General features: G+C 34.6%; 16 protein-coding genes. 8 read left to right on the top strand and 8 right to left on the bottom strand.

Annotated features, from left to right (window positions below; all coding sequences use genetic code 11):
• Nucleotides 1-95: 95 nt before the first annotated feature.
• Both brnQ and FD26_RS06635 read right to left on the bottom strand, forming a co-directional pair.
• Nucleotides 96-1,433 carry a branched-chain amino acid transport system II carrier protein gene (gene brnQ / locus FD26_RS06640; RefSeq protein WP_057867648.1) on the bottom strand — a complete coding sequence of 446 codons (1,338 nt, stop codon included), beginning with the start codon at nucleotides 1,431-1,433 and terminating at the stop codon, nucleotides 96-98.
• Between the two features lie 84 nt (nucleotides 1,434-1,517).
• Nucleotides 1,518-2,426, bottom strand: coding sequence for a LysR family transcriptional regulator (locus tag FD26_RS06635; RefSeq protein ID WP_057867647.1), 909 nt, complete (start codon nucleotides 2,424-2,426; stop codon nucleotides 1,518-1,520).
• 137 nt (nucleotides 2,427-2,563) lie between these two features.
• Here FD26_RS06635 and FD26_RS06630 point away from each other — a divergent pair, with 137 nt between their 5' ends.
• Nucleotides 2,564-3,544, top strand: coding sequence for an NAD(P)H-dependent flavin oxidoreductase (locus FD26_RS06630; protein ID WP_057867646.1), 981 nt, complete (start codon nucleotides 2,564-2,566; stop codon nucleotides 3,542-3,544).
• Nucleotides 3,545-3,573: 29 nt separating this feature from the next.
• A complete protein-coding gene (locus tag FD26_RS06625; protein ID WP_057867645.1) occupies nucleotides 3,574-4,431 on the top strand; it encodes a GRP family sugar transporter in 858 nt (285 codons plus the stop codon).
• A gap of 89 nt (nucleotides 4,432-4,520) precedes the next feature.
• Here FD26_RS06625 and FD26_RS06620 read toward each other — a convergent pair whose 3' ends face one another.
• The 6 genes from FD26_RS06620 to FD26_RS06595 all read right to left on the bottom strand — a co-directional run bounded on the left by FD26_RS06620 (nucleotide 4,521) and on the right by FD26_RS06595 (nucleotide 12,475).
• Nucleotides 4,521-5,378, bottom strand: coding sequence for an alpha/beta fold hydrolase (locus tag FD26_RS06620; RefSeq protein ID WP_057867644.1), 858 nt, complete (start codon nucleotides 5,376-5,378; stop codon nucleotides 4,521-4,523).
• A gap of 12 nt (nucleotides 5,379-5,390) precedes the next feature.
• Nucleotides 5,391-6,512: an NADH-dependent flavin oxidoreductase gene (locus FD26_RS06615; protein WP_057867643.1), complete on the bottom strand. Its 1,122-nt coding sequence runs from the start codon at nucleotides 6,510-6,512 to the stop codon at nucleotides 5,391-5,393.
• 551 nt (nucleotides 6,513-7,063) lie between these two features.
• Complete coding sequence (locus FD26_RS06610) at nucleotides 7,064-7,816, bottom strand: HAD-IIB family hydrolase (protein ID WP_057867642.1); 753 nt, start codon at nucleotides 7,814-7,816, stop codon at nucleotides 7,064-7,066.
• Nucleotides 7,817-7,989: 173 nt separating this feature from the next.
• Nucleotides 7,990-8,994, bottom strand: coding sequence for a glycoside hydrolase family 73 protein (locus tag FD26_RS06605; RefSeq protein ID WP_057867641.1), 1,005 nt, complete (start codon nucleotides 8,992-8,994; stop codon nucleotides 7,990-7,992).
• 406 nt (nucleotides 8,995-9,400) lie between these two features.
• Nucleotides 9,401-10,978 carry a peptide chain release factor 3 gene (locus FD26_RS06600; protein WP_057867651.1) on the bottom strand — a complete coding sequence of 526 codons (1,578 nt, stop codon included), beginning with the start codon at nucleotides 10,976-10,978 and terminating at the stop codon, nucleotides 9,401-9,403.
• Between the two features lie 138 nt (nucleotides 10,979-11,116).
• Nucleotides 11,117-12,475, bottom strand: a complete 1,359-nt coding sequence (locus tag FD26_RS06595) for a hemolysin family protein (protein ID WP_057867640.1) — start codon at nucleotides 12,473-12,475, stop codon at nucleotides 11,117-11,119.
• Between the two features lie 130 nt (nucleotides 12,476-12,605).
• On the opposite strand from FD26_RS06595, the gene FD26_RS06590 reads away from it, so the two are divergent.
• From FD26_RS06590 to FD26_RS06565, 6 genes are all read left to right on the top strand, one after another.
• Nucleotides 12,606-13,067 (top strand): hypothetical protein, encoded by a 462-nt coding sequence (locus FD26_RS06590; RefSeq protein WP_057867639.1) that lies wholly within the window; start codon nucleotides 12,606-12,608, stop codon nucleotides 13,065-13,067.
• Between the two features lie 256 nt (nucleotides 13,068-13,323).
• Nucleotides 13,324-14,118, top strand: coding sequence for a homoserine O-acetyltransferase/O-succinyltransferase family protein (locus tag FD26_RS06585; protein ID WP_057867638.1), 795 nt, complete (start codon nucleotides 13,324-13,326; stop codon nucleotides 14,116-14,118).
• Nucleotides 14,119-14,131: 13 nt separating this feature from the next.
• On the top strand, nucleotides 14,132-15,055 hold the full coding sequence (cysK, locus tag FD26_RS06580) for a cysteine synthase A (RefSeq protein WP_057867637.1): 924 nt from the start codon (nucleotides 14,132-14,134) through the stop codon (nucleotides 15,053-15,055).
• Nucleotides 15,056-15,137: 82 nt separating this feature from the next.
• Nucleotides 15,138-15,920, top strand: coding sequence for a transporter substrate-binding domain-containing protein (locus FD26_RS06575; RefSeq protein WP_057867636.1), 783 nt, complete (start codon nucleotides 15,138-15,140; stop codon nucleotides 15,918-15,920).
• A gap of 33 nt (nucleotides 15,921-15,953) precedes the next feature.
• Entirely contained in the window at nucleotides 15,954-16,649 is a 696-nt protein-coding gene (locus FD26_RS06570) for an amino acid ABC transporter permease (protein WP_057867635.1), read from the top strand.
• Complete coding sequence (locus FD26_RS06565; RefSeq protein WP_057867634.1) at nucleotides 16,649-17,404, top strand: amino acid ABC transporter ATP-binding protein; 756 nt, start codon at nucleotides 16,649-16,651, stop codon at nucleotides 17,402-17,404. The genes FD26_RS06570 and FD26_RS06565 overlap by 1 nt, the downstream gene beginning before the upstream one ends.
• Nucleotides 17,405-17,437 lie beyond the last annotated feature (33 nt).

Here is a 17,437-nt window from a genome sequence, read left to right as displayed (position 1 = left end):
CACGCTATAACCAAACTTGAGAAAGAGCCCATGATAATCATACGGGACTCTTTTTTGTTTATAAAATAACCTCTAAAATTAACCATCACAGTTTCTCAACGTACTTTTACTGTTTTGCTAACTATCCAACCGATTACTAATCCAACAATTGCAGGTAATACCCAACCTAAACTGAGTTGCGATAATGGCAAATGACTATTCCATAACAAAATTTCTTGAATAAAACCGGACGTTTTTACCCCTTTAGGCAAAGCATCTAAACCAGCAAACAGTGCTGGAATAAGAGTAAACAAGGTTGTCATTTCAAAGATCCATTTTGATTCAACTAAAATTGGCGTTAAAACGGCAATAATAATTAAAACCATTGCTAAAGGATACAAAAACATCAAAACTGGCGTGGAATAATTAATCAGTTTAGTTAAACCAATATTGGCAACTAGAAACGATAACGTACCAGCAAAAATCAAAATAACCTGATAATTGAATTTAGGAAACATTTCTTTAGCAGTCTCACCAAAGGCTGAAGTTAAACCGATCGAAGTTTTTAAACAAGCAATAATAGCAATCAACGCTAATAACAAACTGCCAAATGAACCGAAATAATAATTGAATACTTGAGCTAAAGTGATCCCACCATTAGCCGCTAAAGGAAACTTATTAACACTCATCGTTCCAATTAAAGCTAGGAAAGTATAAATTATTCCCATCAAAATGACACTGATTAAACCAGATTTAATCGTATCTTTAGCAATCTGTCCAGGATGGCTCACACCTAAAGATTTAATTGTATCAATCACAACAACGCCAAATGCTAACGACGCCAAAGCATCCATTGTGTTGTAGCCTTCCGTAAAACCAGTCAACACGGGTGCTTGAGCATATTGATTATGTGCTGGCAAGTTCAAGGTTCCCATTGGCTTGATAAATGCCGTTACCACCAGAATACCTAATAAAACTAAGAAAATTGGCGTTAACCACTTACCCACATAATTCATCAGTTGGCTAGGCTTCCTTGACAACAAAAAAGTAACGCCAAAGAAAATTGCCGAAAACAGAAGCAATATTAATTTCTGCTGTGGTTTGGCTATAAAAGGAGCAATTCCTAATTGAAAAGAAATTGTTGCCAATCGTGGAATTGCAAAAAATGGTCCCATCGTCAAATATAACAATACCGTAAATATATATGCATAAGGACGATTTACTTTACCAGCCAAATCAAAAACACTATTGCTGCCAGTCATCCCCATGCTAGCTACACCTAACAGTGGCAATCCCACCCCAGTTATTAACAATCCAATAATGGCATAAAAAACATTTCTACCAGCCTGTTGGCCTAAAAAGACAGGAAAAATCAGATTACCGGCACCAAAGAATAATCCAAATAGCATTGATCCGATAAAAAACAAATTTTTCCAAGTTAATTTTTCACTCATAAATTTCACTCTCTTACCTAAAAGTCCATTTAATTATCATAAGCGACTCTAGACTTGAGGACAATAAAAAATTCATTTTTAAACTTATTTATTTATTAACTCATTAATAGCCTGAGCAACTGCTTTTATGTTTGATGATGATTGTTTCCGATAAGAAATTGCCATGTTTAAGCCAACATTATCCTTCGGAATCATCATTAAATTATACTTACTAGACTTTTCCAAATTATTTTTAGCAATTCTCTCTGTAGTAATCGTTGTAGCATGCAAACTCATTGCAACTGTTGCTGCTTGCCCCGAATTCGGCAATTCCATTATTTTATTAACATGAATTCCGTTCTCTTCCAGTAAAAGATTAACCTTATGCTGTAAAAAAGAACTGTCATTAACACCAATATAATTACAATCGTTTAAAGTAGATAAATTATCTTGAGTAAATTCTACATACTCAGAATTTTCGTCAAACAATGAACAAGTTTCAGGAATTAAAAGCGCCAATTGACTAACCGGTAAAGGGATAATATGCAAATCCCGATTATTCCATTTTCGGCCAATGGCTAAATCTATTTTCCCATTTATTAAATCATGATCAGTTATGTCTCCGGTCAAATTTACAAAGTTAAGCTTCAAATCAGGGAATTTTCGATATAACTCAGGAGCTATACATCCGAGTGTAGGTGCATCTACTAAAGAACAGACGGCTATTGAAATGGTTCCCTGTTCAGTTCTCTTTAAATCTACTAAATTAATGTTTAACTTTTCCTGAGCATCTTGAATAACCTTTAAATTTTGAACAATTACTTCCCCAGCATTCGTTAAAGAAATCGGAGTATCCTTACGATTAACCAACTTAATGCCATACTGCTTTTCCATTTCTGTAATGAGCTTACTCACATAAGGTTGACTAAAATACAATTTTTCGGCCACTTCAGTTAATGTCTTAGAAGATTTAATTTTGTCTAAAATACTTATCAATTTATCTACATTATTCATTATATATTCTCCATAACTAATTAGTTATATTTAAAGCTATAATTGTTATTTTACTTAATCGCTTTCAGCTCTGATAATAGACTACGGGAATAGAATTTGTAAAGCTTTATAACAAATCAGTTATTATGGAGGACATTATGAATAATCAAATTAGCAAAATTTTAAATATCGAAAAACCCATCATTCAAGGTCCAATGTTTTGGCTAACAAATGCTGAATTCGTAGCAACCGTTAGTAACTCTGGTGCTTTAGGAGTTTTGGGAATTAACGCTGGACAATATGAACCTACCAAGTCTATCAATAAAACTATTGAACAAATGCGTGAACAAATAAAAAAGACACAAAAATTAACTAACAAGCCTTTTGGACTAAATTTGGTTCTAAACGATGAACCCGATAAAGATATCTTCGCTGAACCTATGATCAAATTGATGATTCAAGAAAAAGTTCCCGTAGCTGTTATATACAGTACTAAATATATTCCTAAGTGGTTCAATATGTTAAAAGAGAATCACATCAAAATCGTCTATCGTCCTGCTACTCCTACGAAAAATGTTGTGGAAGAAGCCATTCAAAAAGGAATCGATGTATTAGTTGCAACCGGTTTTGACGAAGGAGGAACTATTCCAGATCATGCCGTAGGTACCTTTTCAGCTATTCCTTACTTGGATGATATTGTTAACAAACGTGTTCCACTCATGGCTGCTGGTGGGATTGTTGATAAAAGAACTACTAAAGCTGCTCTCGATTTGGGAGCGGATGGGATCTTTGTCGGTACTGCCTTTTTAGCAACTAAAGAATCACCCATGTCAGATAAAATAAAAACATTGCTTACCAAACATGATGCTTATGACGAATTGCTATTTAAGGCCTTACCGAAATATTATCGTTCAATTCCTGGTGTTCTACCCGAACACTTAGTTGAATTAAGCGAGGTTGGTAGAACTAATAAAGAAGTTTGGAATGCCGCCAATGGTTACGGCGGTATGAGAACAGGCATGTTATTAGGCGACCTAGAAAATGGCTACGCATCATTTGGATTAGGGTTAAGCATGATCCATGAAATAACAACCGTTAATAAAGTTATTGAAGAGTTATATAACGGTTTTAATAATTAACAATAATCATTTTTAAAGAGGTTTTTCACATGAACATTTTAATCGCACTCATCCCTGCCATCGGATGGGGTATTGTACCAATGATAACCGGAAAAGTTGGTGGTACTGCAGCTAACCAAATTTTTGGTATAGGAGCTGGCGCAACAATAATTGGTCTAATAGCTTATTTGTTCATTCATCCTACCGTCAGCACAACAGTCTTTTGGTTTTCCGTTTTAGTTGGATCTCTATGGACTATTGGACAAATCGGACAATTTATTTCCTTCAAACGTATCGGTGTTTCTGGCACAGTTCCACTGTCTACCGTTTTTCAATTGATTGGTAATTCGATTATCGGAATGATAATTTTTGGTGATTGGTCCGGAATTTCTGCTAAAATCATTGGAATTATTGCCTTAATAATCGTTATTATAGGAGCATTGCTTACTTCTGTGAGCGATAATTCCAATAATAATAAAATTCAAATTAAAGATATCGTCTTTCTACTTGCTACTACAATAGGATTTTGGATCTATTCATCTTTCCCCAATATGTCGATTGTTAAAGGTCAAAACAGTACCGCAATCTTTTTACCTGAAATGATTGGAATTTTAATAGGGGCAATTATTTATGGATTATTTACTGATCTAAAAATATTCAAACATAAAGAACAATATCTGAATATTTTTGCCGGTCTAGCCTGGGGAGTAGCAGGATTTGCTTATATTATTTCTGCTAAGGCCAATGGAAATACTTCAGCATTTATCTGGACACAGTTAAATGTCGTTATCGCTACTTTTGGTGGAATTTTCATTCTGCATGAGCATAAAAGTCCTAGAGAGTTAAAATATACTATTTTAGGAATTGTAGTGATTGTAATTGGAAGCATTGCTACATCCTTTGCCTAAAAACAAAATGAATTTAATTTTTTCCACATAAAAACCCAGTATGGCAGTCATCTTTTGATGATTACCATACTGGGTTTCTTTATTGCTTATTAATATTTCCATTTATTAATCAAATTTAATATTTCATTTGCTAAAACATATTCTTTGCCTCTATAAATATGACCGGTATCCTTTATAAAGACCAATTCATTTCTAGCTTTGGTTTTAAAATGATTATTAATGTTTTTTAAGTATCCACTTGGATCTCCACCTGCAAATCGGTCACGTGTTCCTATAATCAACGCTCCACTAGCGTAAATTCGTTCCACCTGTGAAAAATCCATATTCTTCTTAAAGTGGACATTATTAAGCGTGTCATCAAATAACCATTCATCTGCTGTGTCAACATCACAGGATAACCATCTAAATAATTTAAAAGGTAACCTGTTTTTTCCTTTAGAACTTTCTTTTTGCTCGGAGATATACTCCCGTTGTTCTTGAGAAACGCTTCGTCTTAAAACATCAATATCAACTGGGCTCAACAAAAGAAACTTATCAATTGGAACATTAGAGTGAGTTGCTAAATAATGAATCACCTTATTAGCTCCTAATGATTGACCTCCCAAAATAATATGCTGATATTTTTTGCTTAAAGCCCAATTCAAATATGCTTGAACATCGTTATCAGAATCAGCGAATGATTCCACACTGGCTCCAAAAATTTCAGTTTGAGCAGTAATTTGATTAATAGATTTAGTTTGATTAAAAGCATCTTTTGTATGAGCAACCACAAAATCAATCCCCTCACTAGAAAGCTTTTTGCCAATAGCAGTGTAAAAAGGATTATTTTGAATATTGCCTTCTACGCCAGTAATAACAATTATTACTGTTTTTGCTTGCTGAGATTTAAAAATAACACTTTCTAATATAGAACCTTGAGGTGTCTCCACGTTCATTTTTCTAATCATTATTGCACCTCCTTAATGTCTTATACGATGTGGCGTTCGTCGTGCTAGATCCATGCCTTCGCTCTTTGCTTGTAACATAGCTGGAGTATAACGATAGAAATTTTTCTTATCCCAATCAAAGTGAGTTTGAATCTCTTTTTCTCGGTCCTCTTTTATCAGCTCAATTAAATTAGGATTCAGCATAACGGTTCTACCAAGAGCAACAAATTCGGCCCAACCAGTGTTATACGCATCCAGTATCTGATCAGCTGTATACAAAGAACCCACACCAATCAATGGTAAACGACCATTAATTCGATCATGAAAAATCTTCATTCTCGTCAAACTAGTATCAGCCCCTCTTCGAGCATGGCTATAAAATCCTAACAGAGATACATGAACATACTGTAAAGGCTTTTCAACAAGCCGATCAATTAATTGTAAAGAATCTTTCATAGTAAATCCCTGTCCGGGTCTCTCTGGTGAAAAACGATAGCCAATAATAAAGTCAGGGCGGTTATATTGCTTACGAACTCTATCAATGGCATCAATAACAGTCAAAGGAAAGTTCATCCTCGCTTCCAAAGAACCACCGCAATTATCAGTTCTTGAATTAGTATTTCCTGAAAAGAACTGTTCAATTAGCCAACCGTTAGACCCTTGAATTTCTACTCCATCCATACCTGCTTCAATACCTAATTTGGCAGCGTTAGCAAATTTTTTAACCATCTCTTGTACTTCTATTGTTGTCATAACTCGAGTTCGTTTCCTACGATTATCACTTACAGACACGACGTTATACCCTCTTGTCATAGAGCGATTATCTTTATAGCCTGAATGACCAATTTGCATAATAATTTTTGCTCCTTGATCGTGAGATATTTTTACATATTCCTTTAAAGTTGCGAGATTGCTTTCATTAAATGCATCTGGCGATTCAAAACCTACTCCATTAGGAGAAACATTTGTAAAAGGCATAATAAACATTCCAAAACCATTGAAACGATCTCTCCAAAATTCTCTGGCGGTGGGAGTTAATTCTCCGTTGTTTCCAGAATCATAAATTGTTAATGGTGCCACTGTTAAACGATTTTTTATTTTTACTCCATTATTTAAGGTATAAGGCTCAAATAAAGGCTCATATTTTTTCTTCATCTTGTTCACTCCTTTATCTTTTAGATAACGAGGAACATCATAGTTTCAAAGAGACAAAAGAACAAGTACGCATATTTTTCTTCCTTAAGAAAATCAGTTTTATATTCAGCATATGCTGAAAAACCTGCAACCTCTTAATTCTTTTACTTGCTCTGAAACCCGTTCTACCGAATATAGTTAAAGCGAATTAAGAAAGGTCAGTGAAAAATATGTTTACTTATATTGAAATAATTAACAGTCGATGAAAATCTACTTTTAGTTTCGTTAACTTTGAAATCATTAATAATACTTTAACTATCAAGCCACTCAAAGGAATGATGATGCCCTCAGCACTCAAAATTCCTATCAGCCAAATAACAAATATTCATGAAGACACTTACTATGGATCACAAAGAATTCAATTTGAATATAATCATCAAAAATATATCTTTATTTATAGCGGATATGGCGAATTTGATTATCTTAAAGAGAACCTCAAAACTGCAGTTGCAATTTAATTTTAGCTATACAAATACCCCCTAAAGTTGTTCTAACTTTAGGGGGTATAATTTTTATCTAAGAAAACTCCGAATCAATTCGGCTACTGCTTCACTATTAGGCTGACAAACAATATCAGCATTCTTGCTATATGATTTTAAATTCTTTTTACTTTCAATCCAGACACTTGTTTGCGCTGATTGTAACATTTCAAAATCATTGCGATCATTACCAAAAGCTATATAATTCTCTATACCTAATTTATCCAACGTGAAAAACTTGTTAATATCTTTAGCAGTTATATCAACGGTTCTCTCACCGGCTAATCCTATAGCATTGAGTGGTGTCTCTTGATTGATCATTGTTAACAATTTTTCTTGTAGTCTTATTTCAACATTTACAAAAATAGTCTTAATTGGATTTTCAATTTCATCTATTTTAATTTTTTGAGCAAATTTACTTGGATCAATCATTTTTTCTATAAAACTATTCTGGGTGATTCTAGATGAATAATTCCAACTACTATCGATTACATAATCCAAATTATATCTTTGAATCAAGACCTTTAAATATTCAAAACTACTTGAATTAATCTGCTTTATAACCTCAATTTCATTATTTATTGAAATCATTGCTCCATTCGCACCAATCAACTTTTGCGATTGAAACTCTGGTATCATCGGCAACAAATCACGAATTGGACGGGCAGAATCAAAGATAACTTCATTACCTGCCAACATTAAATCTTTAATTGCATTATTAATGGACTCAGAAATTGTTTCACCATCAAAACTTAAAGTACCATCAACATCAAAAATATACTGCATAAAATGCTCCTATCTAGACAATTTAGTTTCATAAGTTCGACTAATTACCTAACCAACGATCAACCAGCAAAGAACGTTGTAGTATAGACAAGTACATTTTCAATTCACCCTTCTAATAAAAAAGTGCAAAAAAATAGACATTCTTAATTGAGAGTGTCTATTTTTGAATGGAATTAAGCTAAATAAGTATCTTGAACCCATTCGTTTGTAGCAACACGATAGTATGTGTGGCCATTATATGTCTTAGTTTGGTCTGTATACCAATCAGTATTATTAGCTAAAGCACGATTACTGATGTTCTTTGTTGAACCATCATCATTGAAGGCAACAATTCCAACATAATTACCGCTCTTGTTATTAACTTTAATAACATTGCTATCTGTTTGTGATCCACCGTTTGTTTCAGCTGTGCCATCATATTGAGTCAAATTGTAAGTTTCAATCAAATTGTTCAATGATGAAGCATAGTTAGGAGCTGTAGCATATCTACCTTGTAACCATGCTGTAGCGTCCTTGTATGAACTAGTATTTTCTTTCCATGTACCACTGTAGTAACTTGAGTTCCATGAAACACCGTTACGAAGTTTGTTCCCATTGTCAGCAAATGATTCATAGTAACTTGGGTACTTTCTGAAGTTAGCGTTGATTGTATACCAACCTTGTGCTGAACTCCATTCTGAAGTTGGCATTGTTACATAGGCACCGTTATAGTCACCCTTAATACCAAATAGGTTATAACCTTGAGTAGCTAGAGTTGAAGTTCCCCAACCACTTTCAAGAATAGCTTGTGCCAACATTACAGAAGTATAAAGTCCATATTGTGTAGCAGCCTTTTGAGCCATAGGAACAGCTTGGTTTAAGAAAGCTTGTTGTTGAGATGTTGTAACACCTGTAGCAGCTTGAATGACTGCAGTTGTATTGAGTGCGTTATTAATTGATTCACTGGCAGCTTGAACAGTAGCTGAAGTAGCAACTGTTGTATCAGCTTTTTTAACTTTTGAGCCAGCGATTACGTTAGAACTATTATCTTCTGATTTATTATTTACTTGTTCTGTACTTGTTTGTGATGTAGCAGAATCTGCGTCGTTTGTTGTTGCAGCAGATACTACAGATGGTGTAGCCGTTGCAGCTAATGTGCCAAGTACTAATGCACTAGTGAGTAGATTTTTTTTAGACATAGAATGGTTTCCCCTTAATAAATAATCTAGTTATAGACTACTATTTAAAAAAAGTAGTTTCAACAAAACTCGGATTTTGTAACAAGAATTAAACATTCGAAAATAAATTGTAATTTTTTGCCACTTGACTTTAAGAATTTTTTAAGATTTTAAAGAAATCTTATATTGTAATTCAAAAAATAATCTGAATCTCGCAATCTCCCTACAAAAAAACACAACTATATTAATTTCAAATGCCAAGAAGATAATCGGTAGCTAGAATCGTCTTCCTTGTCTCTTTTAGTAATATCCCCTGTTACTACGCTATTTGAGTCCTGTTGAAATATTATCTTGGCCTCCTTTTATTGTGATTTTTTACACTACCATCAAAATTTTACAATAAAAAAAACCGCTATTCAGCGATTTCTTATAATTTTGACGTTAATTTAACATCTGGATATTTATTAGCAAACCAATTTTCAGCAAATTTATTTTCAAATAAGAATAGTGGCTTATCATCTAAATCTTTTACCAGCATATTTCTTGTTGATGACATTGATGGATCCAATTGTTCCGGATCAACCCAACGAGCAATTCTAGAACCGATTGGTTTCATTACAACATCACAATTGTATTCATTCTTCATTCTAAATTGGAAAACTTCAAATTGAAGTTGACCAACAGCACCTAAGATGTAGTCATTCGTCGTATATTTCTTATACAACTGAACGGCACCTTCTTGAACTAGTTGTTGCATCCCTTTATGGAATGACTTTTGTTTCATAACGTTTTTAGCTTGAACTTCCATAAACATTTCAGGAGTAAATTGTGGCAAATCTTCAAAACGAACAGCCTTTTTGCCAGTATAGATCGAATCCCCAATTTGGAAATTACCTGTATCATATAAACCAACAATGTCGCCCGCGACGGCCGTTTTAACAGCCTCTCTTTGATCAGACATGAATTCAGTCGCATTGTTCAAACGCATTACTTTACCCGTTCTCTGTAAAGTAACATCCATCCCCCTTACAAACTCGCCCGAACAAATTCTAACGAAAGCAATTCTATCACGGTGATTAGGATTCATATTAGCTTGAATTTTGAAGACAAAGCCTGAAAATTCCGGATCATCGGGCTTAACTACTTCCTCACTATCATGTTGCTTGTGTTCTGCTGGGGCTGGGGCCATGTCTAAGAAAGTATTTAGGAAAGTTTCTACACCAAAATTTGTCAAAGCTGATCCAAAGAAGACTGGTGTTTGATTACCAGCTTTAATTTTAGCTAAATCAAACTTATTTCCAGCTTCTTTGATCAAATCTACTTCACCAAGAGCTTGATCATAAACACCTTCGTCTTCAATCGGATTATGTTCAGCTAGTTGTCCTTCATCATTCAATGGTAGAAAACGATCATCGCCATCTTTACGATAAAGTTCCAAACGATTGTTTCGAATATCATAAAGCCCCTTTAGTTCCTTACCCATACCGATAGGCCAGTTCATAGCGCAACCTTCAATATTCAAAAGCTCTTCTAGTTCAGCTATTAGGTCAAGTGGATCACGTCCATCACGATCCAACTTATTCATAAATGTAAAAATAGGAATACCACGTTTTTTAACAACTTTAAATAACTTTTTGGTCTGAGGTTCAATACCTTTAGCAGAATCAATAACCATGACCGCTGCATCAACTGCCATCAAAGTCCGATAAGTATCTTCAGAAAAATCCTCATGTCCGGGAGTATCCAAAATATTGATATCTTTATCATGATAATGAAATTGCATTACAGAACTAGTAACAGAGATACCACGTTTCTTTTCAATTTCCATCCAGTCAGATGTAGCAAATTGACCAGATTTTTTAGCTTTAACAGTACCAGCGGAACGAATAACGCCCCCAAAATAAAGCATTTGTTCAGTAATAGTAGTTTTACCAGCATCCGGGTGAGAGATAATGGCAAAAGTTCGACGCTTGTTTACTTCTTGTTCTAATTGTTTTTGATCCATTTGTATATTAGAGCGAAAAATCAGCTTCAATCGCCTGATTTTTCACATTTTCTTCCTCCAATTTATAAATAATTCTATATTAAGTTATATCAATAATATATTTACAACATAATTTTCCTCGAAAAAAAAGAAATACGACTAGTATTTCTTCTTGTACATGTTATTAGTTACATTTTTTAATTTACTGTCAGGAACTGTAACAATAACATTCTCAATTCTCGATCCATTCAATTCACCGGAAGTTATCACGACTCCATCATCCAATTTAAAGGACTTCGGATGTTTAGCGTCAGGTATTTCACCAAGGTTCATAATCAAATACCCCGCAATTGTATCTACATCTTCTACATGGATATCTTCTTCAAAGAGTTCATCAAAATCCTCAATAGTCATTAAACCAACAACTGAGAATTTATTAGAACCAAGTCTTTGAAAGTTCTTCGTTACAGGATCATATTCATCATCAATCTCACCAACGATCTCTTCCAAAATATCCTCGATCGTAGCTAAACCAACAATTCCACCGTACTCATCCACTACCATTGATATTTGGGTTTGCGTACTACGCATTTTTAACAACAAACTATCAATGTTAGTAGCTTCAGGAATAAATAACGGTTCTTTCATAAGTGCTTTTAAACTAATATGTTCAAAGCCAATTTCACGTGACTTTTTCAAAAGGTCCTTAATATGAATAATTCCGATAACATTATCCTTATCGCCTCCATAAACAGGAATCCTTGAATATGGTTGTGCCAGAATTGCATCGATATTTTCATCAACCGGATCATTGATATCGATCATAAACGTATCCATTCTTGGTACCATGATCTCTCGAGCTGTTTTATCGCCGAATTGAATGATACCTTGAAGCATCTGATATTCATCAGAATTGATAGCTCCATTGTTTCTTGATTCTCGAAGCGTTGCGATCATTTCGTTTCTAGTCATTGGTTGATCTTTTTTACTAAAATCAATCGGAGTGATTTTCATCAAAAGACTAATTGCTCCATTCATCAACCAAACAAACGGACGCAAGATCATTCCGAAGAAACTAATGATGGGTTGCGTAAAACTAGCCACTTCATATGGGCGTTGTAACGCTACCCTTTTAGGATACATTTCTCCTAAAACTAAAGTAAAAAACGATAATATTATCGTTATGATTACTATTGATACTTCCTGACTGCCATAAAAATTGCCAATCATGCTTGGAACAATACCTGTTCCTAAAGCCAACGCCGCACTAGCAGAAGATAAGAATCCTGCCAATGTTATTGCTACTTGAATCGTTGATAAAAAATTATTAGGTTCATTGATCAACTTCAGAATCTTTTTGGCTTTACGACTACCATTCTTAGCCTTTTCTTCAACTGACGTTTTATCTAAGGAAACAATCGCCATTTCGCCTGCTGCAAAAAAAGCATTTAATATTGTTAAAACAATTATTAAAATCAGCTGCCCGGAAAGCGACGCTCCAGAAGAGTCACCACTCATTTAACTCGCACTCTCTTTCATATGTAAACTTTGAATATAAACAAAACAATTATAACAGGTGTTAATGTATTCAACAATAAGCCTTTTTAATGATAAAATAAGATTATTAATATATAGGGAGTCTTCAAAAATGTCTAATAAAAAAATTGCCGTAATATATTTGTTCTTCTTTATAATCCCTTACATCCTTTGTCTATCAATCATTGGTGTTTCTTATAACTCATTAGTTTTACACGCTCTGAGTTGGCGAATAGTCATTGGTGGCTTGGTAGGGGCATTCGGAATGTTTGCGGTAAAAGTTATTGCCCAACGTCCCGTGTTAATTATGTACCGTAGCTCAACTAGAAAAATTCTAAAAGAATTATTAAACTTCTTTATTCTAGAAAGAAGCAAATTTGTCATCAGTGCTAATCTGTTGGTAGATTTTTGTTTATCTATAGTCAGTATTTATTTAGTAGCTAACTTCCTGCCACTAACGATCATCTTAGGCAGAACACTTGGCTGGTTAGTTCTTATTCTAGTTATTTCGTTAACTTTAGCCTCATATTTGGAATTTGAATCATTATCAATTTATACTGAAAAGAAAAAATAATACTTGACTTATCAAATTTTTAATTGTAAGTTTGAAGCAACTTAATTGAAGGAGGAATTGGACATGTTGAATTTTAATCAAAAACAAACTGAATCATGTTGTTGTGTAGTAATGAATGAACATTACTATACTTTTTCAGCATGTCTAATACCACTCAATTGATAATCAAGTAGTGCAAACTAAAAACTATCAAGCGGAGTTGACATTAGTCAGCCCCGCTTTTTTGTGTTCTTAGCTACTTAGAAAGGAGCTAATCGTGGAACCTATAAAAATTGGAATTTTGAATTTAATGCAAAATAAATTAGAAACAATGGCTAACTTTCAACAAGCCTTAGGCCCTGACGTAGAATCAATATTTTACTATTCAGCTACTAGATACATTAATCGCCCACTAGATTCTCAAGTAACAGCCAATATGAAACCTCTCGATCTTACCGAAGTAAAAAATTTAGATGGTTTTATCATTACTGGCAGTCCAGTCGAAAAGTTAGATTTCCCTCAAGTCTCTTACTTTGATGAAATCAATAGGTTGCTCGACTTACTTGATCAATTAAATATTCCACAGCTATACGTCTATTGGGGCGCTATGGCTGCCCTGAATCGTTTATACAACATAGATAAAATAATTCTGCCACATAAGGCTTTTGGAATTTTTCAAAATCAAATTTTAGATACTTCGCCACTTTTGGAAAACATTAGCGATAACTTTCCTTCACCTCATGCTCGTTATGCCGAAATGAACCACGAAGAAATTCAAAATGATCCTGATTTAAAAATAACCGCTGTTAGTGAAAATGGTTTGTTAACGCTAGTTGAATCTCTTACTAAACATCAGACTTTTATCTTTTCTCATTTGGAATATCAACAGGATAGTTTAGATAAAGAGTATCATCGTGAACTTAATAGTCCTAAAGTCAAACATCCTATGCCTGCTATGAACTATTATTCTCCTCTTGATCATCAACCGATGTTTTCTTGGAAACAAACTCAACAAATTTTTTATAAAAATTGGCTCACTCATGTCAATGCACACAAACTGACCACTTGCTAAGGAGAAATAAATTATGACAAAAATTGCACAAAATATTACTGAATTAATTGGCAATACACCTATTGTCAAATTAAACAACGTTGTTCCAGAAAACGCTGCAGATGTTTATGTTAAACTAGAATTCTTCAATCCTGGCAGCTCTATTAAGGATCGAATTGCTTTAGCGATGATCGAAGCCGCTGAAAAAGCCGGTAAAATCAAGCCGGGCGACACTTTAGTAGAACCTACTTCTGGTAATACTGGAATTGGTTTATCCTTAGTAGCCGCCGCTAAGGGATATCATTTGATTATTACGATGCCTGAAACAATGAGTATCGAACGTCGTAAGTTAATGCAAGGCTATGGTACAGAACTAATTTTGACACCTGGTAAAGCTGGTATGGGTGGAGCCATCAAAAAGGCTACTGAATTAGCTCAAGAAAATAATTACTTTATGCCTATGCAATTTCAAAATCCTGCTAACCCGGCTATTCATGAAGCTACTACTGGTAAAGAAATTGTTGAAGCGTTCAGCAATAAAACAGTCGATGGATTTGTTGCTGGCGTTGGTACTGGTGGCACTCTTTCAGGAGTCAGCCATGCTCTAACTAAAGCCTATCCTGATGTAAAAGTTTATGCTCTTGAAGCTGCCGAGTCTCCTCTATTAAAAGAAGGAAAAACTGGCGCTCATAAAATTCAAGGTATCAGTGCTGGATTCATACCTGATACACTCGACCAGAATTCTTATTCAGATATAATAGAAGTAACTAGTGAGCAAGCTCTTAAAATGGCTCAAGAAGTAAGTCGAAAAGAGGGATTTTTACCTGGTATTTCTGCTGGCGCTAATATTTTTGGTGCTATTGAAATAGCCAAAAAAATTGGTAAAGGTAAAAACGTCGTTACAATTGCACCAGATAACGGAGAAAGATATCTTTCAACTGATTTATTCAAATTTTAGAAGTCATTTCCTTTTTAACAATCTTTATTTTATGAGAAAATAATAAGTGATGATTTTTTAACTAATAGGGGGATTTATACAAATGAAAAAGCGTATTGCTTTAATATTAACTACAATTGTAGCTTTGGTTTTGGTACTAACCGGCTGCTCAAGTAACAAGAATGCCAGCGACACTAAAACTCCTGGCACTTTAACAATTGGTTTGGAAGGAACATATGCACCATATTCATACCGTGATAACGGCAAACTTGAAGGCTTTGAGGTTGACTATGGTAAAGCTGTCGCTAAGAAACTTGGTCTTAAAGCTAAATTTGTTCCTACAAAATGGGATTCATTAATTGCTGGTCTGAATTCAAAGACCTTCGACGTGGTAATCAACAATGTTGCTGAAAACCCATCACGTAAGAAAGCTTACCTATTCTCAACACCATATATTTATTCACGTTCCGTAGTTATTACTAAGGACGGTTCTGGTATTAACTCAGTTGATGATATCAAGGGCAAAAAGATTGCCGCCGGTACAGGTACTGACAACTATAACCATGCTAAGCATTTCGGTGCTCAAGTAGTACCTGCAACTGATTTCCAAACTGCTATGTCAATGATTAATCAAGGACGTGTTAAAGGTGCCTTTAATTCTAAAGAAGCTTTCTTAACATGGAAGAAAGATCATAAGAACACTGACTTGAAGTATATTGAAATTCCAGAAAGCAAATTGCCAGTTTCTAAAATTGCTCCAATTTACAACAAGAAATCCACTAAGTTAAGTAAACAAGTTACTAAAGCAACCAAAGAATTATACAAAGACGGTACAATGAAGAAGTTATCCGTTAAGTACTTTGGTGAAGATATTACTAAAAAATAGTTTTCAAAAATCATCGAGGAGGATTTTTATTTCATGTGGCATATAATCATTACGTCATTACCGGAAATGATATCTGCAATGTTGCAATATACCATTCCGCTGGCAATCATTTCTTTTATCTTGGGACTGATTTTAGCCGTTTTAACTGCACTAATTAAATTCATTGAACCTAGCGAGAACAAACTAATCAAATATCCTTGGTTAGCTTTACGAGCCATTGCTAATTTTTACGTCTGGCTCTTTCGTTCAACACCTTTACTAGTTCAATTGTTTATTATCTTCTTTGGTCTTCCAAGTGCCGGCATTGAATTATCGCCTTTCATTGCTGCCGTTATTGGTTTTTCAATGAATACTGGAGCATATGCCTCAGAAACAATTCGTTCAGCACTCTTATCAGTTCCTCAAGATCAATGGGACGCAGCTTTTACTCTAAACTTCACAACTAGACAGACATTAATGAAGATTGTTTTGCCACAAGCTGTAAGAATTGCCTTGCCACCTCTTTCCAATTCATTTATTGGTTTAGTCAAAGATACTTCTTTGGCTAGTTCTATTACCATCTTGGAAATGTTCCAGGTCAGTCAACAAATTACAGCCAAGAATTATCAACCTCTCTTGATGTATTCATTAGCAGCTTTCCTATACGCAGTTGTCTGCTCATTGCTTACTTTACTGCAACATTATCTCGAACGCAGAACTTCGAAATACGTTAAAGGAAGTGAAGCTTAATGATTTCATTAAAAAATGTAGTTAAAAAGTACGGTTCCAAAGAAGTACTCAAAAATCTAAATGTTGACTTTCCAGACGGAAAAACAACCGTTATCTTAGGACCATCAGGATCAGGAAAATCAACGCTCTTGCGTTCATTAGATTTACTAGTTAGGCCAGAAAGCGGTACACTCGATTTTGGAGATATCAGCCTAGATTATTCACAGCCAGTCTCTAAAAAGAAGAGCTTCGATATTCGTAAGAAAACCAGTATGGTTTTTCAAAATTGGAATCTCTTCCCTAATTTGACCGTTCTTCAAAACATCACTACTGCACCAATGACTGTTTTAAAACAATCTAAAGTCGATGCCGAAAAACATGCCAAAATTTTATTAGGACAAGTTGGTTTAGCTGAATATGCTGACCGTTACCCTAGTCAATTATCTGGTGGTCAACAACAACGTATTTCCATTTGTCGCGCACTAGCTATGAATCCTGAGTACATTTTACTCGACGAACCTACCAGTGCCTTAGATCCAGAGCTAGAAACACAAGTACTTTTGATTTTAGGCGAATTAAGTAAAATGAATCAATCAATGATTATTGTGACCCACAATATGGACTTTGCTCGTTCGGTTGCTGACAAAATCGTCTTCGTTGAAGATGGGGACATCCTCTTCGATGGCACACCTGATGACTTCTTCAATCATCCTACAACTAGAATTCGCGATTTCTTATCCGGAATTACCTTTAATGATAATGAAGCATTGAAATAAAGCCTCAAAAGAGCCGTTAACAAAATTGTTAAC

The organism is Companilactobacillus crustorum JCM 15951 (genome assembly GCF_001434585.1).
Lineage (GTDB): Bacteria > Bacillota > Bacilli > Lactobacillales > Lactobacillaceae > Companilactobacillus > Companilactobacillus crustorum.
This window is presented reverse-complemented; position numbering and strand designations above follow the sequence as displayed.

What these genes read in the sequence shown, in the direction of transcription:
- FD26_RS06595 (WP_057867640.1), bottom strand. Translation starts at nt 12,475, where the DNA reads ATGAGTGGTGACTCTTCTGGAGCGTCGCTTTCCGGGCAGCTGATTTTA.
- FD26_RS06630 (WP_057867646.1), top strand. Translation starts at nt 2,564, where the DNA reads ATGAATAATCAAATTAGCAAAATTTTAAATATCGAAAAACCCATCATT.
- cysK (WP_057867637.1), top strand. Translation starts at nt 14,132, where the DNA reads ATGACAAAAATTGCACAAAATATTACTGAATTAATTGGCAATACACCT.
- FD26_RS06610 (WP_057867642.1), bottom strand. Translation starts at nt 7,816, where the DNA reads ATGCAGTATATTTTTGATGTTGATGGTACTTTAAGTTTTGATGGTGAA.
- FD26_RS06570 (WP_057867635.1), top strand. Translation starts at nt 15,954, where the DNA reads ATGTGGCATATAATCATTACGTCATTACCGGAAATGATATCTGCAATG.
- FD26_RS06605 (WP_057867641.1), bottom strand. Translation starts at nt 8,994, where the DNA reads ATGTCTAAAAAAAATCTACTCACTAGTGCATTAGTACTTGGCACATTA.
- FD26_RS06600 (WP_057867651.1), bottom strand. Translation starts at nt 10,978, where the DNA reads ATGGATCAAAAACAATTAGAACAAGAAGTAAACAAGCGTCGAACTTTT.
- brnQ (WP_057867648.1), bottom strand. Translation starts at nt 1,433, where the DNA reads ATGAGTGAAAAATTAACTTGGAAAAATTTGTTTTTTATCGGATCAATG.
- FD26_RS06625 (WP_057867645.1), top strand. Translation starts at nt 3,574, where the DNA reads ATGAACATTTTAATCGCACTCATCCCTGCCATCGGATGGGGTATTGTA.
- FD26_RS06615 (WP_057867643.1), bottom strand. Translation starts at nt 6,512, where the DNA reads ATGAAGAAAAAATATGAGCCTTTATTTGAGCCTTATACCTTAAATAAT.
- FD26_RS06565 (WP_057867634.1), top strand. Translation starts at nt 16,649, where the DNA reads ATGATTTCATTAAAAAATGTAGTTAAAAAGTACGGTTCCAAAGAAGTA.
- FD26_RS06635 (WP_057867647.1), bottom strand. Translation starts at nt 2,426, where the DNA reads ATGAATAATGTAGATAAATTGATAAGTATTTTAGACAAAATTAAATCT.
- FD26_RS06620 (WP_057867644.1), bottom strand. Translation starts at nt 5,378, where the DNA reads ATGATTAGAAAAATGAACGTGGAGACACCTCAAGGTTCTATATTAGAA.
- FD26_RS06590 (WP_057867639.1), top strand. Translation starts at nt 12,606, where the DNA reads ATGTCTAATAAAAAAATTGCCGTAATATATTTGTTCTTCTTTATAATC.
- FD26_RS06575 (WP_057867636.1), top strand. Translation starts at nt 15,138, where the DNA reads ATGAAAAAGCGTATTGCTTTAATATTAACTACAATTGTAGCTTTGGTT.